Annotated in this window: 14 protein-coding genes, 1 tRNA gene and 1 pseudogene; 8 read left to right on the top strand and 8 right to left on the bottom strand. The window is 52.7% G+C overall.

The annotated features are described in order from the left end of the window. The first annotated feature begins 179 nt into the window (after positions 1-179). Positions 180-1,100 (top strand): LysR family transcriptional regulator, encoded by a 921-nt coding sequence (locus tag DB48_RS02250; protein WP_041508714.1) that lies wholly within the window; start codon positions 180-182, stop codon positions 1,098-1,100. Positions 1,101-1,186: 86 nt separating this feature from the next. Here the strand turns inward: DB48_RS02250 and DB48_RS02255 are convergent, their stop codons facing one another. The 4 genes from DB48_RS02255 to DB48_RS02270 form a co-directional block, all read right to left on the bottom strand. Next, a complete protein-coding gene (locus DB48_RS02255; protein ID WP_041508715.1) occupies positions 1,187-2,128 on the bottom strand; it encodes a DUF4097 family beta strand repeat-containing protein in 942 nt (313 codons plus the stop codon). Beyond that, the gene (locus tag DB48_RS02260) at positions 2,125-2,637 is read right to left on the bottom strand and encodes a hypothetical protein (RefSeq protein ID WP_041508716.1); all 513 of its coding nucleotides are present in this window, start codon (positions 2,635-2,637) and stop codon (positions 2,125-2,127) included. The genes DB48_RS02255 and DB48_RS02260 overlap by 4 nt, the downstream gene beginning before the upstream one ends. Beyond that, on the bottom strand, positions 2,634-3,212 hold the full coding sequence (locus tag DB48_RS02265; RefSeq protein WP_152619080.1) for an RNA polymerase sigma factor: 579 nt from the start codon (positions 3,210-3,212) through the stop codon (positions 2,634-2,636). The genes DB48_RS02260 and DB48_RS02265 overlap by 4 nt, the downstream gene beginning before the upstream one ends. 157 nt (positions 3,213-3,369) lie before the next feature. Further along, entirely contained in the window at positions 3,370-4,377 is a 1,008-nt protein-coding gene (locus tag DB48_RS02270) for an ornithine cyclodeaminase family protein (protein WP_041508718.1), read from the bottom strand. 259 nt (positions 4,378-4,636) lie between these two features. Between DB48_RS02270 and DB48_RS02275 the strand changes: the two genes are divergently transcribed. Continuing rightward, positions 4,637-6,499: a methyl-accepting chemotaxis protein gene (locus tag DB48_RS02275; protein ID WP_041508719.1), complete on the top strand. Its 1,863-nt coding sequence runs from the start codon at positions 4,637-4,639 to the stop codon at positions 6,497-6,499. A 133-nt stretch (positions 6,500-6,632) separates the two neighbouring features. Next, positions 6,633-8,213 carry a sensor domain-containing diguanylate cyclase gene (locus tag DB48_RS02280; RefSeq protein ID WP_041508720.1) on the top strand — a complete coding sequence of 527 codons (1,581 nt, stop codon included), beginning with the start codon at positions 6,633-6,635 and terminating at the stop codon, positions 8,211-8,213. Position 8,214: 1 nt separating this feature from the next. Here the strand turns inward: DB48_RS02280 and DB48_RS02285 are convergent, their stop codons facing one another. The 3 genes from DB48_RS02285 to DB48_RS02295 form a co-directional block, all read right to left on the bottom strand. Further along, complete coding sequence (locus tag DB48_RS02285) at positions 8,215-9,840, bottom strand: methyl-accepting chemotaxis protein (RefSeq protein ID WP_041508721.1); 1,626 nt, start codon at positions 9,838-9,840, stop codon at positions 8,215-8,217. A gap of 155 nt (positions 9,841-9,995) precedes the next feature. Continuing rightward, positions 9,996-10,071, bottom strand: a tRNA-Phe gene (locus tag DB48_RS02290). 314 nt (positions 10,072-10,385) lie between these two features. Beyond that, positions 10,386-11,144 (bottom strand): outer membrane protein assembly factor BamD, encoded by a 759-nt coding sequence (locus tag DB48_RS02295; protein ID WP_011866748.1) that lies wholly within the window; start codon positions 11,142-11,144, stop codon positions 10,386-10,388. 123 nt (positions 11,145-11,267) lie between these two features. Here DB48_RS02295 and rluD point away from each other — a divergent pair. The 4 genes and pseudogenes from rluD (at position 11,268) to DB48_RS02315 (ending at position 16,208) form a co-directional block, all read left to right on the top strand. After that, positions 11,268-12,238, top strand: a pseudogene (gene rluD / locus DB48_RS02300) (23S rRNA pseudouridine(1911/1915/1917) synthase RluD). Positions 12,239-12,240: 2 nt separating this feature from the next. Continuing rightward, complete coding sequence (pgeF, locus tag DB48_RS02305; RefSeq protein ID WP_041508722.1) at positions 12,241-12,960, top strand: peptidoglycan editing factor PgeF; 720 nt, start codon at positions 12,241-12,243, stop codon at positions 12,958-12,960. A 116-nt stretch (positions 12,961-13,076) separates the two neighbouring features. After that, positions 13,077-15,650 carry an ATP-dependent chaperone ClpB gene (gene clpB / locus DB48_RS02310; protein ID WP_041508723.1) on the top strand — a complete coding sequence of 858 codons (2,574 nt, stop codon included), beginning with the start codon at positions 13,077-13,079 and terminating at the stop codon, positions 15,648-15,650. Between the two features lie 222 nt (positions 15,651-15,872). Beyond that, on the top strand, positions 15,873-16,208 hold the full coding sequence (locus DB48_RS02315) for a hypothetical protein (protein WP_041508724.1): 336 nt from the start codon (positions 15,873-15,875) through the stop codon (positions 16,206-16,208). A 77-nt stretch (positions 16,209-16,285) separates the two neighbouring features. On the opposite strand, the gene DB48_RS02320 is transcribed toward DB48_RS02315, so the two are convergent. Continuing rightward, positions 16,286-16,729: a DUF4124 domain-containing protein gene (locus DB48_RS02320; RefSeq protein WP_235375322.1), complete on the bottom strand. Its 444-nt coding sequence runs from the start codon at positions 16,727-16,729 to the stop codon at positions 16,286-16,288. A gap of 134 nt (positions 16,730-16,863) precedes the next feature. On the opposite strand from DB48_RS02320, the gene pssA reads away from it, so the two are divergent. Next, entirely contained in the window at positions 16,864-17,733 is an 870-nt protein-coding gene (gene pssA, locus DB48_RS02325) for a CDP-diacylglycerol--serine O-phosphatidyltransferase (protein ID WP_041508726.1), read from the top strand. Positions 17,734-18,447: the final 714 nt, after the last annotated feature.

The following is an 18,447-nucleotide window of genomic DNA, read 5'->3' on the forward strand; positions in this document are numbered from 1 at the left end:
TAGTGATAGAAATGGTGCTTATGCAGCGACTAACTTATTAACTAGTTCAGCAACTAACTCAGTAACTAGCTCAGTAACTAGTTCAGCAACTGATGCAACCACTCATTCAGTAACTGGTGCTGCACTAAGCTATGACCCTAATGGTGGTAATCACAACAAGAACAATAAGAGTGAGATAGATGGAATTACGACACTTAAGGCACTTCATTGTACTGGCAAGGTTAAAGAGTTTTAGTAAGGCGGCTAACGAGTTACATCTGGCCCAGCCTTCATTGTCGCGCAGCATTCAGAAGATGGAGCAGCGCCTGGGAGCCAGCCTGTTGGCCCGTGACGAGAAACATTTTGCGCTGACGGAATATGGCCGCCTGGTGTTGGCCCAGGGGGAGTTGATCGTCAGTCAGCTGGAATATCTGGAGTCTGAGATCAAAACCAAACAGGGGCTGGAGCAGGCTAAGCTTGCCATTGGCGCCAGTCCCATTCCGTCCAACAGCATTATCGGGCCGGCGGTAGGCAGGTTTGTTCGCGATAACCCAGATATTTCTCTGGAGCTAAAGGTTGAGAGTTGGAGCCGGCTCTACAAGCTACTGCTCAAGGGAGAGCTGGACATGTTTGTCGCCGAGACCAATGTCACCTTGCTGGATCAGCGAGACAATGTGGTGACCCAATGCCTGCCTCAGTCAGAGGCGATCTTCTGCTGTCGTCCCAACCATCCCCTCACTTGCCTTAAAACGGTCTACTTGCCGAGTCTGCGCGATTATCCCCTCGGCATGCCCAGCGCCATGCCGCAGCCGCTGAGGCAAAAGTATGAGGATCTGTTCGATGAAGACAGGCATGATTTTGTTGGCCTGGTGAAATATGCCCAGTTTCAGCCCATCAAGTCGGCCATCAAAGAGTGTGACATGGTGGTGATCACCCCAGATATCTCGGTACGAGAGGAGCTGGCGTCCGGCGAGTTGGTGGCTTTGGACGTAGTGGGGGGGCCGAGCATCCAGGCGAGCTTTAGTGTGGTCTCGATGAAGAATCGTCGCTTGAGTCATAGTGCAGAGCGATTTATCGACTCCCTATTGCATCACTCGGCGGCCAGGGTGGTCGGCTTTTAACAGGTTTATGCCGCTCGTAATAAAACGGGCCCGACAGCGGGCCCTTTTTGATGCGAAGATTTAGCTCGTCGGACTCAGTCCTAGCGCTACTTGAGATTGATATCGCCGCTGATGGTGTTGATCTGGATATCGGCGCTGCCATTGCCCATCTGGAACTGTAGCGAGCTGCCCGGGCCATACTTAGGTCGCTTGGGCTTGTCCTGTGTCAGGCGATTGTCTATGTCGCCGCTGGGGCCGCCGTCGATGTTGAAGGTGGCATCGAGATTCGCCGGCAGGCTGAAGCTGATGTCACCACTGACGCTCTCCAGGCTGGCCTTGGTGGTTAGGCCGGAGACAGACAGGTTAAGATCGCCGCTGACGCTCTGGGCCTTGAGGCGCTCTACCTTATCCAGGCTGACCTTAGCATCTCCCGATACCAGCTCGATAGAGACTTGCTCGGCGCCGCTGTCTGCGTTGAGCTTGCCGCTTACCAGGGTGTAGCTGACCTTACCCAGGCTCTGCTTGTCTTCGATGTTACCCGACACGGTTTCCAGCTTGAGTTTGCCTTGCAGCGACTGGCTGACAATGTCGCCCGAGACGGTATTGATGCTGACCTGTTCGCTCAAGCCGTTGGCCTTGATGTTGCCACTGACGGTTTGCACATTGATGTCGCCCGAGAGCTTACTCACTTTATAGTTGGCCGAGACGCCTTCGCTGTAGAGCTTGAGCTGTTTAGGCACCTTGATGGTGAGGCGCGAGCCCTCCTTGTTACTGCCCGAGTAGTGACGGGGCAGCTTGTCTTCGATGGAGATAGTACCGGCGTTTTGCTCCACGGTTAGGCCTTCACTCAGCTCATCCAGGGTGCCGCTGACAGTGATGGCGGACTGATCCCAAGGCAAAATCTCGACCTCACCGCGCTGCACCTCGAGGTTCAGGCGTAGGTCTCCTTGAACCTCTATGCGTTTATCCACGCTCTGGGCCGCCAGTGCAGATTGGCTCAATAGTAGAAAGGGCAATGCCAATGCGGTGGTTTTTAGCTGTATTTTCATATCATCTCTCCTGTTGTATCACGATCGACAGGGAGTTTTTGCCCCTGCTTGATTAACTCTATTTCGCGTTGCTGCGTCCATAGCCAGAGCTGCCACAGCTGTTTGTCTGTCGGGTTGAGTTTTAGTGCCTCATAGATCTCCTTGGCGGCTGTCCTGAGCTGTTCTATGCCTTGCTCGACCGGTTGGCTGTATGGGCTAGTACGCCAGTCGACGTGTTTGGTTAGGCTCAGGGCATCGACGCTGGCCTGATGTTGGGCCTGAATTGTGGCCAGGGTCTGCAACAGGGCATCGCTCTCGGTATCGACGCTCGCAGGCCAGAGGCTCAATTTACCTACCAAGAGAGCCAACAGCAGGGTGGAGGCGATAGCCATGGGGCGCCAGTATTGATTTGTGGTGTTTACTGGGGCATCGAGGCGCTGGTCTATTTCCTGCCAGAGATCCCGCTCAGGGGTCATCTCTTTCGGCGTTTGTGCCAGCAGGCGTGCTAGTTTGTCTGCCTTATCTGTCATGAGATCATCTCCTGCAGTAATTTCTTGGCCCTGTGGTACTGCGCCTTGCTGGTGCCGGGGGCTATCTTGAGGCGTCTGGCGATCTCGTCGTGTTGATAGCCCTCCAGGGCATAGAGGACGAAGACGATACGAGCGCGCTCCGGCAGTTTCAGCAGTAACTTGTCCACTCCCTGATATTCGTCGAAGGCGACCGCGGCCGTTTGCGCCTCTTCGCCGGGCATGAATCGGGCCCAGAAGCTCTTATGTTTCTTAATGCAGCTCAGGGCCTGATTCACCGTCAGGCTGTGGAGCCAGGTCGTAAACTGGCTCTTGCCATCGAATAGAGGCAGCTTCTGCCACAGGCGGACAAAGGTTTCCTGGGTGGCCTCTTCCGCCAGCTCGGCCTGACCGGCCAGGCGAAAACAGAGGGCATATACGCGTCTGTGATGCTGATCAAAGAGTTGCCGAAATGCGGTCTTGTCGCCCTGCTTGGCGCGCTCGACCAATACGGCATCGAGGAGCTGGTGAGCATCATCTGGACTCGTGAGTGCGCTCAAATCTGTCTTCCCTGTGAGTGAACAATACCTATTAGACATAGGCAGAGTTTGAAAAGGTTTAATGCGATATGAAAAAAAGTTTGGCTTAAGGTAGCGCAGCGGGGATCGAATGCCAACTTGGGGGATGAAGCGCTAGCAGTAGAAATCGAGTGTGAAAGAGAAGTGGGGCGGCAGCGCCGCCCCACTTCTCATCTTATTAGCGTTGGGCTTGTTTTTCGTATACCAGTTGGGCACCCACCAGATCGGCCAGCGCCGTGCCAACCGACTTAAACAGAGTTATGGCGTGGTTGTCAGAGCGAGGAGCATCTGCCCGAGGAGCATCTTGGCTAGGAGATTCTTGGCAAGGAGAGTCCTGGCGTGGAGAGAGCTTGCCCCGGCACAGATCGGCTAGTTCGCCCCTAACCTGAGACAGCTCGAACACCCCTTCCGAGACAGGAATTAACAGCTCGCCCGCCTCGGCGAAGACGTTGACCTTGGCATCCACATAAACCTCGGCCCTGGCAATCAGGTCGCTGTCACATTCTCGTCTGTCATGATGATGGTTGCCCACCAGATCCACATGGGTACCGGGAGACACCCAGGCGGAATCGAACAATGGCGAAGGTGCACCTGTGGCGCAGCTGATGATGTCGGCCGCGGCCACAGCCCGGGGAAGATCGTCGCAGGCCTTCACTTCTATCTGCGGCGCGCCAGCCTGTATGGCGCTGATGGTCTTGTCGACCTTGGCGTCTGAGCGTCCCAACACGGTGATTTTTTCAATCGGCCTGACACTGGCGTGCGCCAGTGCCATGAAGGCTGCCAACCGGCCCGTGCCAAACAGCAGCAGATGTTTAGCGTCTGATCGAGCCAGATACTGGCTCGCCAATGCCGACACCGCCGCAGTGCGCCAGTAGGTGACGCTGGTGCCATCGACTAAGGCCTGTGGCTCACCTGTGTCACGATTAAAGATCATAATCTTGGAGTAGAGGCTTTCCAGCTCGGAAGATTTTTTCGGATTGCCAGGAAAATAGGTAAAGGCTTTCACCGCTATGGTCTTCTGGTTCCAGGCCGGCAGCACGGCAAAGGCATCGCTGTGGCTGTCGTCTAATGGAAACACCTGGCGCTGTGGCATTCCGGCGGGCTGGGCAAACGTTTCTCTCAGCGCGGCGATTAGGCTGGGAAAGTCTAGTGCCTGATGGACCGCATCGGCATCGATAACTCGCATATTACCTCCTGTTAGTTTTGGATAATGTATCCAATTTTAAGGTGGGTTAAAAGTAGCTAAGTGGTATTTCGATATGGGAAGTTGATTTTTTAGTCAGTCGTGACGGGCAAGCACATGAATTATTAATAATTCATTAAAGATGAATGTATGTAAGTCGATAGTTACTATACTCAATATTGGAATCACTTTTGCCATTCCAAGGTGTTAATTGTCGTTGAAGACAAGTAAAGCAATCACTCAAATAAAAGGATCTCCCTTTATGCTCATTCGTCACAAATTACTCGTTAGCGCAGCAGTGTCTATCTGTTCTGTGATAGCGATGTTTGGTTTGCAGCGTTTTTCGGCGGCAAAGCTGGATGATTTGTCTCATGCTGCACAACAAGTTATCGAACTTGAAAAGGATGTTTTGAGTTTACGTCGAGATGAAAAAGACTTCTTTGCGCGATTGGATCTGACCTATATAGATAGACACAAACAGCAGGGTAGGGAATTGGAGGAGAAGATCGCCAGTCTGGGGGCGATCTTCGAGCGTCATGATATTTCGCAAAGCGATCTGCAGGCCTTTAGGCAGAACGTGACACGTTATGAGTCTATCTTTGCCGAGGTTACCGAGCTGCAAAAGCAGATCGGTTTGCATCCCAAAGACGGCCTGTATGGGGCGCTGCGCGGTGCGGTGCACAATGTAGAGACCCTGGTGAAGGAGAAAAACGAGCCCGAACTCATGGTGACCATGTTGCAGCTGCGCCGTAACGAGAAGGATTTTATGCTCAGGCGTGCCTTGAGTTATCTGGATAAGTTCAATGCTAACTTGAGTCTGCTGAGACAGCAGGTGGCTGGCGCCATGTTGGGCGATTCGGTCAAAGGGGAACTCAATGCCCTTATCGACGATTATGAGAAAAACTTCGCGGCCTTGGTGAGCAAAGAGCAAGAGCTGGGATTGGACAAAGACAGTGGCCGTATGGCGACGCTACGAGACAGTATCGCCTCGGCCGAGAAGGCTTTGGTGCAGCTTAAGGGTCAGTCCCTGGATGCCATTCATGTCGCCGAGAGTGCAACCGTTACCGTCAGTATCATTATCTTCGTGTTGATCACCTTAGTGTTAATTGGATTCACCCTGGCAATCATTCGCAGCATCATGGAGCCGGTGCAGCGGATCAGCGATGCGATCTCTCGTATCGAGGCGACCAAAGATCTGACATTGAGATGCGATACCAAGGTAGATGACGAGATCGGCCAGATTGCTCGCCACTTCAATAGTATGGTCGAGTCGTTCCAGTCGCTGATCAGAGAGGTGTTGACCTCGGTCGAGGTGGTCAATCACTCCTGCCAGGAGCTGTCGGAGAACTCGACGCGCGCCTCGGAAGGGGTGGGGCGTCAGCTCAATGAGACAGATATGGTGGCGACCGCGATCACCGAGATGGGCGCGACCATTGACGAGATCGCCAGCAATACCGAATTGGCGGCGGAACGTGCCGGTAATACCCATGACAATGCCCAACAGGGTCAGGTGGGGGTTGAACACACCATAGAGAAGATCCAGGCATTGGCGGCGCAGCTGACCGATTCCGCTCAGGTGGTCTCCGAGCTTGAGAAAGACAGCGAGACCATAGGAAGCGTGTTGGATGTGATCCGTGGTATTGCCGAGCAGACCAACCTGCTTGCGCTAAACGCCGCCATCGAGGCGGCCAGAGCCGGAGAACAGGGCAGAGGCTTTGCCGTGGTGGCCGATGAGGTGAGAAGCCTGGCGATGCGCACCCAGGAGTCGACCGAGGAGATCGCCGGGATCATCCAGACCCTGCAGTCTCGTACCCGCTCCATAGTGCAACTCATGGAAGCGACCCAAAGACAGGGGATAGAAAGTGCCGATCAGGCGGCGAGTGCCGGTGCCTTGCTGGAGCAGATCAACGCCGATGTGACCAACATCATGGATATGAGTACGCAAATTGCCGCGGCCATCGAGGAGCAGAGCATGGTGGCCTCAGAGGTGAACAAGAATGTGGTGGTGATTCGCGACATTGCCGCCGAGTCGGCTCAGGCGGCGGATGAGAATGCCAAGGCCTCTGACGATGTGAAGGCGCGAACCCAGGTACTCTATCAGGCCGTGAGTCTGTTTAAGATTTAAACGCTTGGTATAAAAGGGAGGCTTAGCCTCCCTTTTTTTTGAAATTTATTTGTGAAATGCAGGGTTTATACTCAAATTCTGTCGTCGGGTCGACTAAGCTAATCTAGAGTGCAGGACATAAAGAGCGTGGTCGATGCGATTAAATCACTTCCTGAATATTTTAGCCCTTGGGCTCCTGTTGTTGTCGTTTCTGACTGCAAGCTGTATCTATTATCTTATCTACCTGCCTAGAATCGAAGAGCAAGTGATCTCGAGGCAAGACAGAGATCTTCAGGCGGTTCAGCAAGGGATCGCCTATGCCCAGAAAAATCTCGATACCCTATGTTACGACTACGCCATCTGGGATGACATGGTGACCTTTGTCGATAATGTGTCGCCTCAATTTGCCAAGAAAAATCTCTTTGATAATGCCTTCGAGGCGGCCAACGTAGATGGATTCTATGTGTTTAACCGCCAGAATCAGCTGGTGTGGCAATATAGCAGTGGTGCCGAGTTTGTTTCTCAGAGTCTGCCCCTCTCCAAGGCGCAATTTGTCGGCAAGATACTTCCTTCGAAGGCCGAGATGGATGGCAATCGTCCGTCGGTGCGCAGCGGTCTGCTGCGCATGAATGACAGAGTGGTCTACTTTAGCAACGTGACCGTCATGCCAAGTAGCGGTGAGGGCCAAGTTGCGGGTAGCCTGCTGACCGTGCGTAATGTGAGTCAGGCGATTCATGAGGAGATAGAGCAATTTAGTCTGATAAAGTTTGAGCTGGAGGTGTTGGCTCAGCCTAAGCTAGAGGGTCAGATCTCATTGGGATTTCGAGAGCCGCCCAAGGTGGACAAGATTGCCGCGCAACACGCCTGGTACCTGCATGACGCGCTCAGTGTGCCGTCGCTCAAGATCACCGTGAATCACGACAGAAGCCTGCTTCCCTCTATCTTTACCGTAGAGTCGATCTTGATGTTCTTAAGTGTCTTGGTGATGTCCTACATAGCCATCATCCCCTTCTCGGCGCTGGTGGTAAGGCCGCTTCGAGTTGCCAACGCCGTGCTGGATAAGATGGCCCATCGTGGCGTGCTCTTGACCATGCCGACGGCTTGGGCAATCACCGAGGTAGCCAAGCTGACCGAATCCTTCAACCTGGTGGTGGAGAAGCTACAGCGCCATCAGAATTATCTGGAATCCCTCTCCTTTAATGATCCCCTGACAGGTATCGCTAACCGTCGCAGCTTAGAAGTCTTTGCCGAGCGTGCCCATAAGCAGTGGCGTGAGGGTAAAGGGGCGATAGGTTTCATCATGTTGGATATCGACTTCTTTAAGCCTTATAACGACACGGTTGGGCATCAGAGTGGCGATCAGGCGCTTATCAAGGTGGCGCAGGCGCTGATGCTCGAGTGTCGTCGCCGCGGCGAGTTGGTCACTCGCTATGGTGGAGAGGAGTTTTGCGTGGTGATCCATGGCGACAACATGGCTCAGATGGAGCTGTTGGCAAAGCGGATGCTACAAAGAGTGCGCGATCTCAATATCTATCACCAGGCTTCACCCTTCGAGATCATCACCGTCAGCATGGGCGCCGTACTCTACGATGGTTATCATCCCGAATTTGCCAATGACGATTGGCAGCAGATGATCAGGCTCGCCGATGAGCAGCTTTATAAGGCAAAAGAGAGTGGGCGGAATAACCTACAGGTACTGCATCGTAAGGTTAGTCCGCTGTTTGTGGTGGGGTGAGTCACAGCTTGAAGGTGATCACTTGCTGGCGCATCGAGTCGGCGAGTGAGGTAAGCTGAGCGATGGAGTGTCCTAGCTCTAAGGCCGATTCTGTCGATTGACTGGCTATGTCACTGATGGCGATGATACTGCGGTTAATGCTCTCGGCCACACTGCTCTGCTCTTCCGCCGCTGTAGCAATATGGGTGTTCATCTCGGTGATGTTATCGACCGAGGCAACTATCTGTTGCAGCGCTTCGCCGGCCTTGTTGGTTTGCTGATTGGCATCTTCCACCTGTTTAATGCCCACATCCATGGCGGTGACCGCCTCGTTTACCCCGCTCTGTAGCGTCTCTATCATGGTTTCTATCTCTTGGGTCGCCTCTTGGGTGCGCTGGGCGAGGGAGCGAACCTCGTCGGCGACCACGGCAAAGCCGCGCCCCTGCTCTCCAGCCCTGGCGGCCTCGATGGCGGCGTTGAGGGCCAGCAGGTTGGTCTGTTCGGCAATGCCCTTGATAACGCTCAGTACGCTGCCGATATGTTGGCTCTCGTGAGACAGATGGGTGATCACCTCTGAGGTGCTTTGGATCTGCATCGACAAGGCCTGCATGCTGCTAATCGACAGCTGGACGATCTCATTGCCGTTGGCGGCGAATCGGTCGGCATTTCTGGCCGAGTCGGCGGCGGCCGTGGTGCTCTGTGCTACCTCGTTGACCGTTGCTGTCATCTCATTCATGGCGGTGGCGGTCTGTTCCGTCTCTGCCTGTTGCTGTTGAATGCGGGCGTTGGAGACCTGGGTAAACTCGTTGAGGGCTAACGCCGAGTCGCTGACGCTGTTGGCCGCCTGGGCGACTCCCTTGAGGATGCCTCGCAGGTGGTGAAAGACATCGTTGAGCCGTGTCGAGATCAGGCCGAGTTCGTCGTTGTTGAGTTGGTCGAAGGTGACAGTGAGATCCGAGTCTTGCTGTATGGTCAGTAGCTGGGTACGTATGTGGTTGATCGGTTTCATCACGCTACGGTTAATCCAGATACCTAGCACTATGCTGGCAACGGCGGCGACCAGGGTGATGAGCAAGAAGAGGGTGAGGGAAGATTGGTAGATCTCGGCAACCCTGTCCTTTTCCTCGCCGGCGACCTTGAGTTGCAGGCTGATTAACTCGGCGATGGTGCCACTGATGGGATCGATCACCCGGTAGAGGGGAATAATCTCATCTCGCAGTTGGCCGGCAATATTGCCAGACTTGCCGTTGAGCAGCTGCTCCAGGTGGGCGATTCTTTGGTTGGCCGGGACAAATAGGTGTTCGGCCTCATCGACCAGTCGTTGTTCATCCTTGGTGAGCTGGGTGGCGATGTATTGGCGCCACTTTTTGTCTATGTTGTTACTTGCTTCCTGCAGGGCGTGGTTTGCCTGTTCGGCGCTGAAATCACCGGCATTGGCCTTGTTGATGGCGTCGATAACAGATACCGCGTAATCATCGGCAATCACCTTGAGATCTTCCAGTGGAACGACTCTATCGTTATAGATGGTGACGACACCTTTCTCGATATTATTCATCATATTGATTGCTAAGATGCAGATACAGATGAGGAGCGAGAGGGGGAGTAAGATACCGAAAGCCATCTTGTGCTTGATTTGAATATTGTTCATATAGATACCCAAAAAAAGGAGTAAATAGCAGAAAGCTAAAACTTATGTCGTATCTATAGGTATAGCAAAAGATTGAAATGGGTAGAGTTGAATAGAAACAAAAAAGCCTCGCAGTGCGAGGCTTTTTTGTTTGGTGCGCTAGGCACCCTAGAATATGGTGCCCGAACCCGGAATCGAACCAGGGACACGAGGATTTTCAATCCTCTGCTCTACCGACTGAGCTATTCGGGCGACGGGGTGCATTAAAAGGCTTTTGCGCATTTGAGTCAACACATTTTTGCAAAAACTTTGTTTATCTGGCCCGTTTGGATAACTTTTACCCGAAACGTCGATTTTTAGATCAAATGTCGAGATTCAGGGGATCTGTCGAGGTTGAAACAGGGCGGCGGGTCGAGCCCTTTATTTAATGACTACCGAGTAAGTTAGGCTTGTAATGTCGACCAATAAGCGACTAAAGCTGTGCGTGGGTCATAGAGGCGGATATAAAAAAGCCCCGCGTTGCGGGGCCTCTTAAATCATTGACTACTCTGTATGAACAGGCTGGCTTACTTGAGCATGTCGTTGTTGGGGAAGTTGCTCTGCATCACCATAAGTACGTGATCTTTTAGTTTCTGCTGGCCGAGTTCCTCGTAGGCGGTCGCCATGATCTCCAGGGCGCGCTCGGTAGATGGCGTACCCGGGTAGGTTTCCAGCACTGTCTGGGCGCGCACGGCGGCGGCGCTCCAGGCATTCATCTTGATATAGTATTCCGCGACGGTAATGGCGTATTTGGCCAGACGGTTCTTTAAGAACTGCATGCGTTTCTGTGCATCGGCGGCATACTTGCTGTTGGGATACTGCTTGATCAGACGATCGAAGTCTTTAAAGGCGTCTTGCGCCGCCTTGGGATCACGGTCGGTCCTGTCTATGTTGAGCATGTCATGGAACATATAGTTGTCCGACTGCATGTTCACCAGGCCACGCATATAATAGACATAGTCGATATCTTTATGTGTGGGGTTAAGGCGAATGAAGCGATCGATGTTGGCGATGCCCGATGCCGAATCGTCCAACTTGTAGTATGCGTAGATCAGGTCTAACTGTACCTGTGTCTTATGTGGGCCGAAGGGATAACGAGAGTCTAGCGCCTCTAATGAGCGCACCGCTTTACTATAATTACCCAGCTCCATCGAGGTTCTGGCTTGAGAATAGAGGACTTCGGGGGAAGATTTGCTCAGTTCGATATCATCTTCTGGTTTACTACTACACGCCGCTAAGGCCAATGACAACAAGGCGATAGCTGCGCCTTTAGCAAAATTATGCATACTTGAATTCGATTCTTTGTAAGTTGTTGTTTAAGAATTTTTCCATTTCACGATAAAATAGAAACAATCCGATTGTAACAGATAGCACTTTATTTTGGACCCCAAAACGCGGGTACGGTTCCTATGACACAAGAGATTAATCTAAAAAGCGAGATCACAGCAACACAAACCGGGCAGAGATTAGACCAAACCTTGGCCGAGTTGTTCCCTGATTACTCCCGTACACGTATTAAAGAGTGGATTCAGGCTGGTGCCGTCTACGTCGATGGTATGGTGCAGACTAAGCCGAGAGAAAAGGTCCTAGAGGGGCAGGAGATTGAGATCGAAGCCACCCTCAAGGAAGAGTCAAGGCCGAGGCGCAGGCGATCGATTTAGACATCGTCTACGAAGATGATCATATTATCGTGATCAATAAGCAGGCTGGCCTGGTGGTTCACCCCGGTGCAGGCAACAGCGACGGCACCCTGATGAACGCGCTCTTGCATCACTGCCCTGAAATTGAGCTGGTGCCAAGGGCCGGTATCGTGCATCGTCTCGATAAGGACACTACAGGTTTGATGGTAGTGGCAAAGACTGTCGAGGCGCAGACCCACCTGGTTGCGGCATTGCAGGCACGCGAGATCACCCGTGAATATGAGGCGATTGTCTCAGGTACCATGACGGCCGGTGGCGTGGTCGATGAGCCGATTGCGCGCCATCCGACCAAGCGTACTCATATGGCGGTGCACCACGGCGGTCGCCCCTCGGTGACCCATTATCGTGTGGCGGAGAAGTTCCGTGCCCATACCCGTCTACGCCTACGCCTAGAAACCGGCCGTACCCACCAGATCAGGGTGCACATGGCACACATAGGCCATATTTTAGTCGGTGATCCTGTCTATGGTGGTCGCCCACGTCCACCTAAGAAGGCCACACCTGAATTGATGGAGGCGCTAAACGGCTTTAAGCGTCAGGCGCTGCATGCCGTTCGCCTTGAGCTGGCGCACCCCTTCACCTGCGAGATAATGAGCTGGCAGGCGCCAATTCCTGAAGATATGGTGGCCTTAACGCGCGCCCTGCGTGATGACACCAAGGCTCATCCGGCAGAATATTAATCATGTTGCCTCAAGACTGGTTCATCCCGCCTGGCGTGAAGCTGGCTTTTAGCCAGCGTCAGGGGGGCGTGAGCCTGTCACCCTTCGATAGCCTCAATCTTGGCGACCATGTGGGCGACGACCCCGAGCTTGTGCGTCAAAACCGTTTGCTTGCGGCAAAGGCTCTGGGCATGTCAGCCGAGCCAGCCTGGCTGCAGCAAGTTCATGGCATCGAGCTGGTGAATCTGGACCAGGACGCTAACCGCACCGCCGATGGCAGCTTCTGTCGCAGTGGCGAGCATGTGTGTGTGGTGATGACCGCCGACTGCCTACCAGTGCTGATTTGCGATCGCGCGGCGACTCAGGTGGCGGCGGTACATGCGGGTTGGCGCGGTTTGTGTCATGGCATCGTCGAGGCGGCTATCGCCGAGTTTGATGCGCCGGCCGAAGAGCTACTCCTCTATCTTGGCCCTTGTATAGGACCGGATGCTTTCGAGGTCGGCGGTGAGGTTAGGGCGCAGTTCATCGCTCAGCATGCTGAAGCCGCAGACTTTTTTAAGCCGAGCGCCGATAAGTTTTTAGCCGATCTGCAAGGGATCGCCCGCTATCGTGCTGAGCGTCTCGGTGTTGGCGGCGTCTATCAATTGCCCCACTGCACCTATAGCTTGAGTGCCGACTATTTCTCCTATCGCCGCGAGGCGAAAACCGGTCGTATGGCCTCTTTTATCTGGCTGGAAGCCTAGTACAAAAAAACGGCAATTTTTCTCTTGTTGCTTGAATCCTCCTAAAAAGCCCCCATCTATACTGGTAACAAAGCACTGAAGGTTTCCTTCATTCGTTAATTTTTTTAGGAGGCTGTATGCGACTCGATCGTATGACGAACAAATTCCAGATAGCAATCTCCGATGCTCAGTCATTAGCGTTGGGGCGTGACCATCAGTTTATCGAGCCGATTCATCTGATGATGGCGTTGCTTAACCAAGATGGCGGCTCAATTCATCCATTGCTGACCCAGGCCGGGATCTCGGTTAGCACCTTGCGTTCAGCCCTGAGTCAGGAGCTAGAACGTTTACCTCAAATCGAGGGCACTGGCGGTGACGTTCAGCTGTCGCAGGCGCTGATTCGCCTGTTGAATCTGTGTGATAAGTTGGCGCAAAAGCGCAAAGACAAGTATATCTCCAGCGAACTCTTCGTGTTGGCCGCCCTTGAGGGCAGCGACGCGTTGGCGCAATGCCTGAAGAAATCGGGCGCCACCAAGGAGCTGCTGGAGAAGACCATCGAAGAGGTGCGTCTTGGCAAGAATATCGACGATCCTAACGCCGAAGATCAGCGCCAAGCGCTGAAGAAGTTTACCGTGGATCTGACCGAGCGCGCCGAGCAGGGCAAGCTGGATCCTGTGATCGGCCGTGATGATGAGATCCGCCGTACGATTCAGGTGCTGCAACGCCGCAGCAAGAACAACCCTGTACTCATCGGTGAGCCGGGCGTAGGTAAGACTGCCATCGTCGAGGGCCTGGCCCAACGCATCATCAATGGCGAGGTGCCCGAGGGGATCAAGAATAAGCGGGTGTTGTCACTCGACTTAGGTGCGCTGGTGGCCGGTGCTAAGTATCGTGGTGAATTCGAGGAGCGTCTCAAGGCGGTGCTCAATGAGCTGGCACAGGAAGAGGGCCAGGTGATCCTCTTCATCGATGAGCTACATACCATGGTCGGCGCAGGTAAGAGTGATGGCGCCATGGATGCGGGTAACATGCTTAAGCCGGCCTTGGCCAGAGGTGACCTGCACTGTGTCGGTGCCACCACCTTAGATGAATATCGTCAATATATTGAGAAAGATGCCGCGCTCGAGCGCCGTTTCCAGAAGGTGCTGGTGGATGAGCCAAGCGTCGAAGACACCATCGCGATTTTGCGTGGCCTGAAAGAGCGCTATGAGCTGCACCACCATGTGGAGATCACCGATCCGGCCATCGTGGCGGCGGCCAGCATGTCTCATCGCTATATCTCTGACAGGAAACTGCCCGATAAGGCGATCGACCTCATCGATGAGGCGGCCTCCAGTATCCGTATGCAGATAGATTCTAAGCCCGAGCCACTGGACAGGTTAGAGCGCCGCACCATACAGCTTAAGCTGGAGGAGCAGGCCCTGATCAAAGAGAGTGATGAGGCCAGTCAGCGTCGCCTTAGCACCTTGCGCAGTGAGCTAGCCGAAGTCGAGGCCAAGGCCGCCGAGCTTAACGAGGTCTGGCATACCGAGAAGGCAGCACTGGCAGGCACCCAGCATATCAAGGCGGATCTCGAGCAGGCCCGTATGGATCTCGAGGTGGCGAGGCGTGCAGGGGATCTGACCCGCATGTCTGAGCTGCAATATGGCCGTATTCCCGAGCTTGAGAAACAGCTGGATCTGGCTGCTCAAGCCGAGATGCAGGATATGACGCTGTTGCGTAACAAGGTCTCCGATGTAGAGATTGCCGAAGTCCTGTCTAAGGCGACCGGTATCCCTGTATCTAAGATGCTCGAAGGGGAAAAAGAGAAGCTGTTACACATGGAAGAAGCGCTGCATACCCGGGTGATTGGACAAAACGAGGCCGTGGATGCGGTGGCCAATGCCATTCGTCGCAGTCGCGCCGGCCTTGCGGATCCGAATCGTCCTATCGGCTCCTTCCTCTTCCTCGGCCCTACCGGTGTGGGTAAGACTGAGCTGTGTAAGTCATTGGCGAAGTTCCTGTTCGATACCGAATCGGCCATGGTGCGTATCGATATGTCCGAGTTTATGGAGAAGCATTCGGTGTCACGCCTGGTTGGTGCGCCTCCAGGGTATGTAGGCTATGAAGAGGGTGGTTATCTCACCGAAGCGGTGAGACGTAAGCCTTATTCGGTGATCTTGCTCGATGAGGTGGAAAAGGCTCATCCCGACGTGTTCAACATCCTGCTGCAGGTGCTGGACGATGGTCGCCTGACCGATGGTCAGGGGCGTACGGTGGATTTCCGTAATACAGTTGTGATCATGACCTCGAACCTGGGCTCAGATGTGATTCAAGAACGCTTCGGTATTGCCAGTTATGCCGAGATGAAGAGTGAGGTGATGAATGTGGTAACACACAGCTTCAGACCCGAGTTCCTCAACCGTATCGATGAAAGCGTGGTCTTCCATCCATTGGAGTCAGAGCATATCGCACATATTGCGCAGATCCAGATAGATAATCTGAAGGCGCGCCTGGCGGAGAAAGACTTTGAGCTTGAGGTGAGTGACGATGCCTTAGCCTTGATCGCTCAGGCTGGATTCGACCCTGTTTATGGTGCAAGGCCGCTGAAGCGTGCCCTGCAGCAAGAGGTCGAAAACCCATTGGCGCAGAAACTCTTGAGCGGCGAGCTGTTACCCGGCGCGCCAATCAAGGTCGATGCCGCGGGGGGCGAGCTCGCCTTTCATCAATGAGGCTCGCTCTTGTAACTTAGTCTTGTAACTTAGCCTTGTAATTTAGTCCCGTGACTTAGTTCGGTAGCTTAGTCCAATTACTCAGTCCTGTAAAAAGCCCAAACCTAGGTTTGGGCTTTTTTTATCAGGGGCATCAGATTGCACTTGTCTATTATTTGAACTAGTTTGCAAAGGGCGGTATCTCTTCCTAATTTGAGTTTTTATACAGTGAAGGAGTATTGGATGAAAGCAAGGTTAGCAGTTATAGCATCTCTGGCCGTATTGATGACTGCATGTAGCTCGGCACCAGAGGAAAGCAGCGGCCCGTATTTTATTGGTGTGGGCAGTGTCGATTATGACAGCCTCTATCATTTTGGTTACAACACTGGCTGTCGAAGCGCCGGTTACCTGAAACAAAATCCAGGCGCCGATACCTTAGAAGGGATGAAGGATAAGGTGTTGGATGGCTTGAGCGAATTTGACAAGGGCTGGAATGCGGGCACCCTGGCCTGCCAGGATGGCGTGAGTCGCTCTATGTATATGGTGAAAGGTAGCAGTTCGAAAGGCGCTAGTAAGTAGAAGTCGAACAGGGTCTATAAGAAACATCAAGCGACAACCGCGGCATGTCGGGTTGTCGCTTCTACTTCTATATATATTTATTTGACGCAGAAGAGTTTGATACGTTGTTTCTGCGCGGCGATCTCTGATTGCCTATCTTCCTCAGTCATGCGCACCATTTCACCACTTTCTTCATTCTTACGTGTCAGGCGAGTATAGGTCTCGAGCACGCTCAACTGATGCTTGGCATTTTCGCAGATGGCCTTGGCTTGGGCCTTATCTTTCTCGTTGATCGCTTCGGCAGCTAACGCGGCCTCGCTTTTTGGCTCTCCCTGTTTTTCAGTGACCTTAGGGGCGGTAAAGCCGACTTTTTTTTGTTCGATATCTTCGCTGTAGAGTTTTTCTGTCTTAGCCTCGGGAGGCTTTTCCTGGCTGTAGTGAGTGACTCCGTTTTCGTCTACCCACTTATAGATGGTCGTTGCAAGCGCGGGGGCGCAAAGGAATAGGCTAATTAGTGCGCTAAGATAAAATTTTCCGGTCATCATAGTGTCCATATTTAGGCCGGGAGAGAGTGCAAGAGATGCCTCATCTGCCAACAATTAGAGGTCCGTATAAAAAGTGAGCTTAAATCTGTGTTATCTTTCTATTTTATCAAGATAACCTTGCTCCTTATTATATGCAAAATTTAAACAAAGAGACGGTTAAGAACCGCGGTATCTACCTTTTACCTAACCTGTTCACCACTGCGGGATTGTTTTCCGGCTTCTATGCGGTGATTGCCTCCATGAATGGCCACTTTGAAGCGGCAGCGATTGCCATCTTTGTCGCCATGATCTTTGACGGTGTCGACGGACGGGTCGCAAGGATGACTAATACTCAGAGTGCATTCGGCGCCGAATATGACAGCATGGCCGATATGGTCTCCTTCGGGGTCGCCCCTGCGTTGATCGCCTATAGCTGGGCCTTGGCCGATCTGGGCAAGGTCGGTTGGTTGGCTGCTTTTATCTATTGTGCCGGCGCCGCATTACGACTGGCGCGTTTCAATACCCAGGTTGGCGTCGCCGATAAGCGCTACTTTCAGGGATTGGCGAGTCCAGCCGCCGCGGCCATCATCGCTGGTGCTATCTGGACGGGTACTTATTATGAGATTGAGGGCCAACAGGTAAGTATATTGGCGCTGCTAATGACAGCTTGTGCCGGTCTCTTGATGGTGAGTAACTTCCGTTACTACTCCTTTAAAGACTATGACTGGCGCGGCCGGGTTAACTTTATGGTCATTCTGGCACTGGTGGGCCTGTTTGTGGTGGTTTCGGTGCAACCAGCGACCATCTTGTTTATCGTCTTTAGTCTTTACGCCCTCTCTGGCCCTATCTACACCATACGCACGGTAAAGAAATTAAAGGTGAGTCATGTGGTGGGGGATGAGAACGATGCCGACATTACTCAAGAGACGAATGCACAAGAGACAGATACTCAAGAGACAGATACTGAATGCGAGGCCAAACAAACTGAGCAAGACTCAGAAGATGCCGACAAAAAGCAGTAACAGCCGCACTGTAATGGGTCCTTGTAACGGGGATAAATGGCAGCAGTGACAGCCTTTCAATGAGGCCGCTAAGATTTTTGGCAGAGTGAATGTTTTTGTGCCAAACTTATTTTCCGGTTTTGAACAAGCGATGCTTGAACTTGATAGGATCAAAATCGATAGGGTAACCAAAGATTGTGTTGTTATTGTTACTCGCTTGTTGGCGTTGCGTGTGGGTTTTGGCTGGGTAAACCACCTTTTGGGTGTTTTTTGTTCGATAGATTGCTTTTGTCAAAAAAGCCCTTGCACAAAAGATTTGGCTCCCTATAATGCGCTCCCACTGACACGGCAAACGGCGCTACTTAGCGAAGCGAGTAGGCAAGCTGGTCGAGTCAAGGTAACAAGCGGTTCAAGTTTTTAAACCGGTGGTTACAGCGCGATAGCGCAGTAATTAACCACTTAGAAATCTTTTGAAAAAAGCGCTTGACGCCGACAGGGAGAAGCGTAGAATACGCAGCCCTAGCCCGCTGGACTCCAGTATGAGGCGAACGTTCTTTAACAAGATAAAACAAGAAATCTGTGTGGACACTCACAGGTATTGAGTTAATCGAAAACGATTTAAATCTCAATGCAATGATGAGAGTCCATAGCAATATGTACAAACATGTAGATGATTCTTCCGAGTCATTTATATGAATCAGAATTCATTGAGTCGGACTTAGGTCCAAAAAAACT

The sequence above is a fragment of the Shewanella sp. cp20 genome (genome assembly GCF_000832025.1).
GTDB lineage: Bacteria > Pseudomonadota > Gammaproteobacteria > Enterobacterales > Shewanellaceae > Shewanella.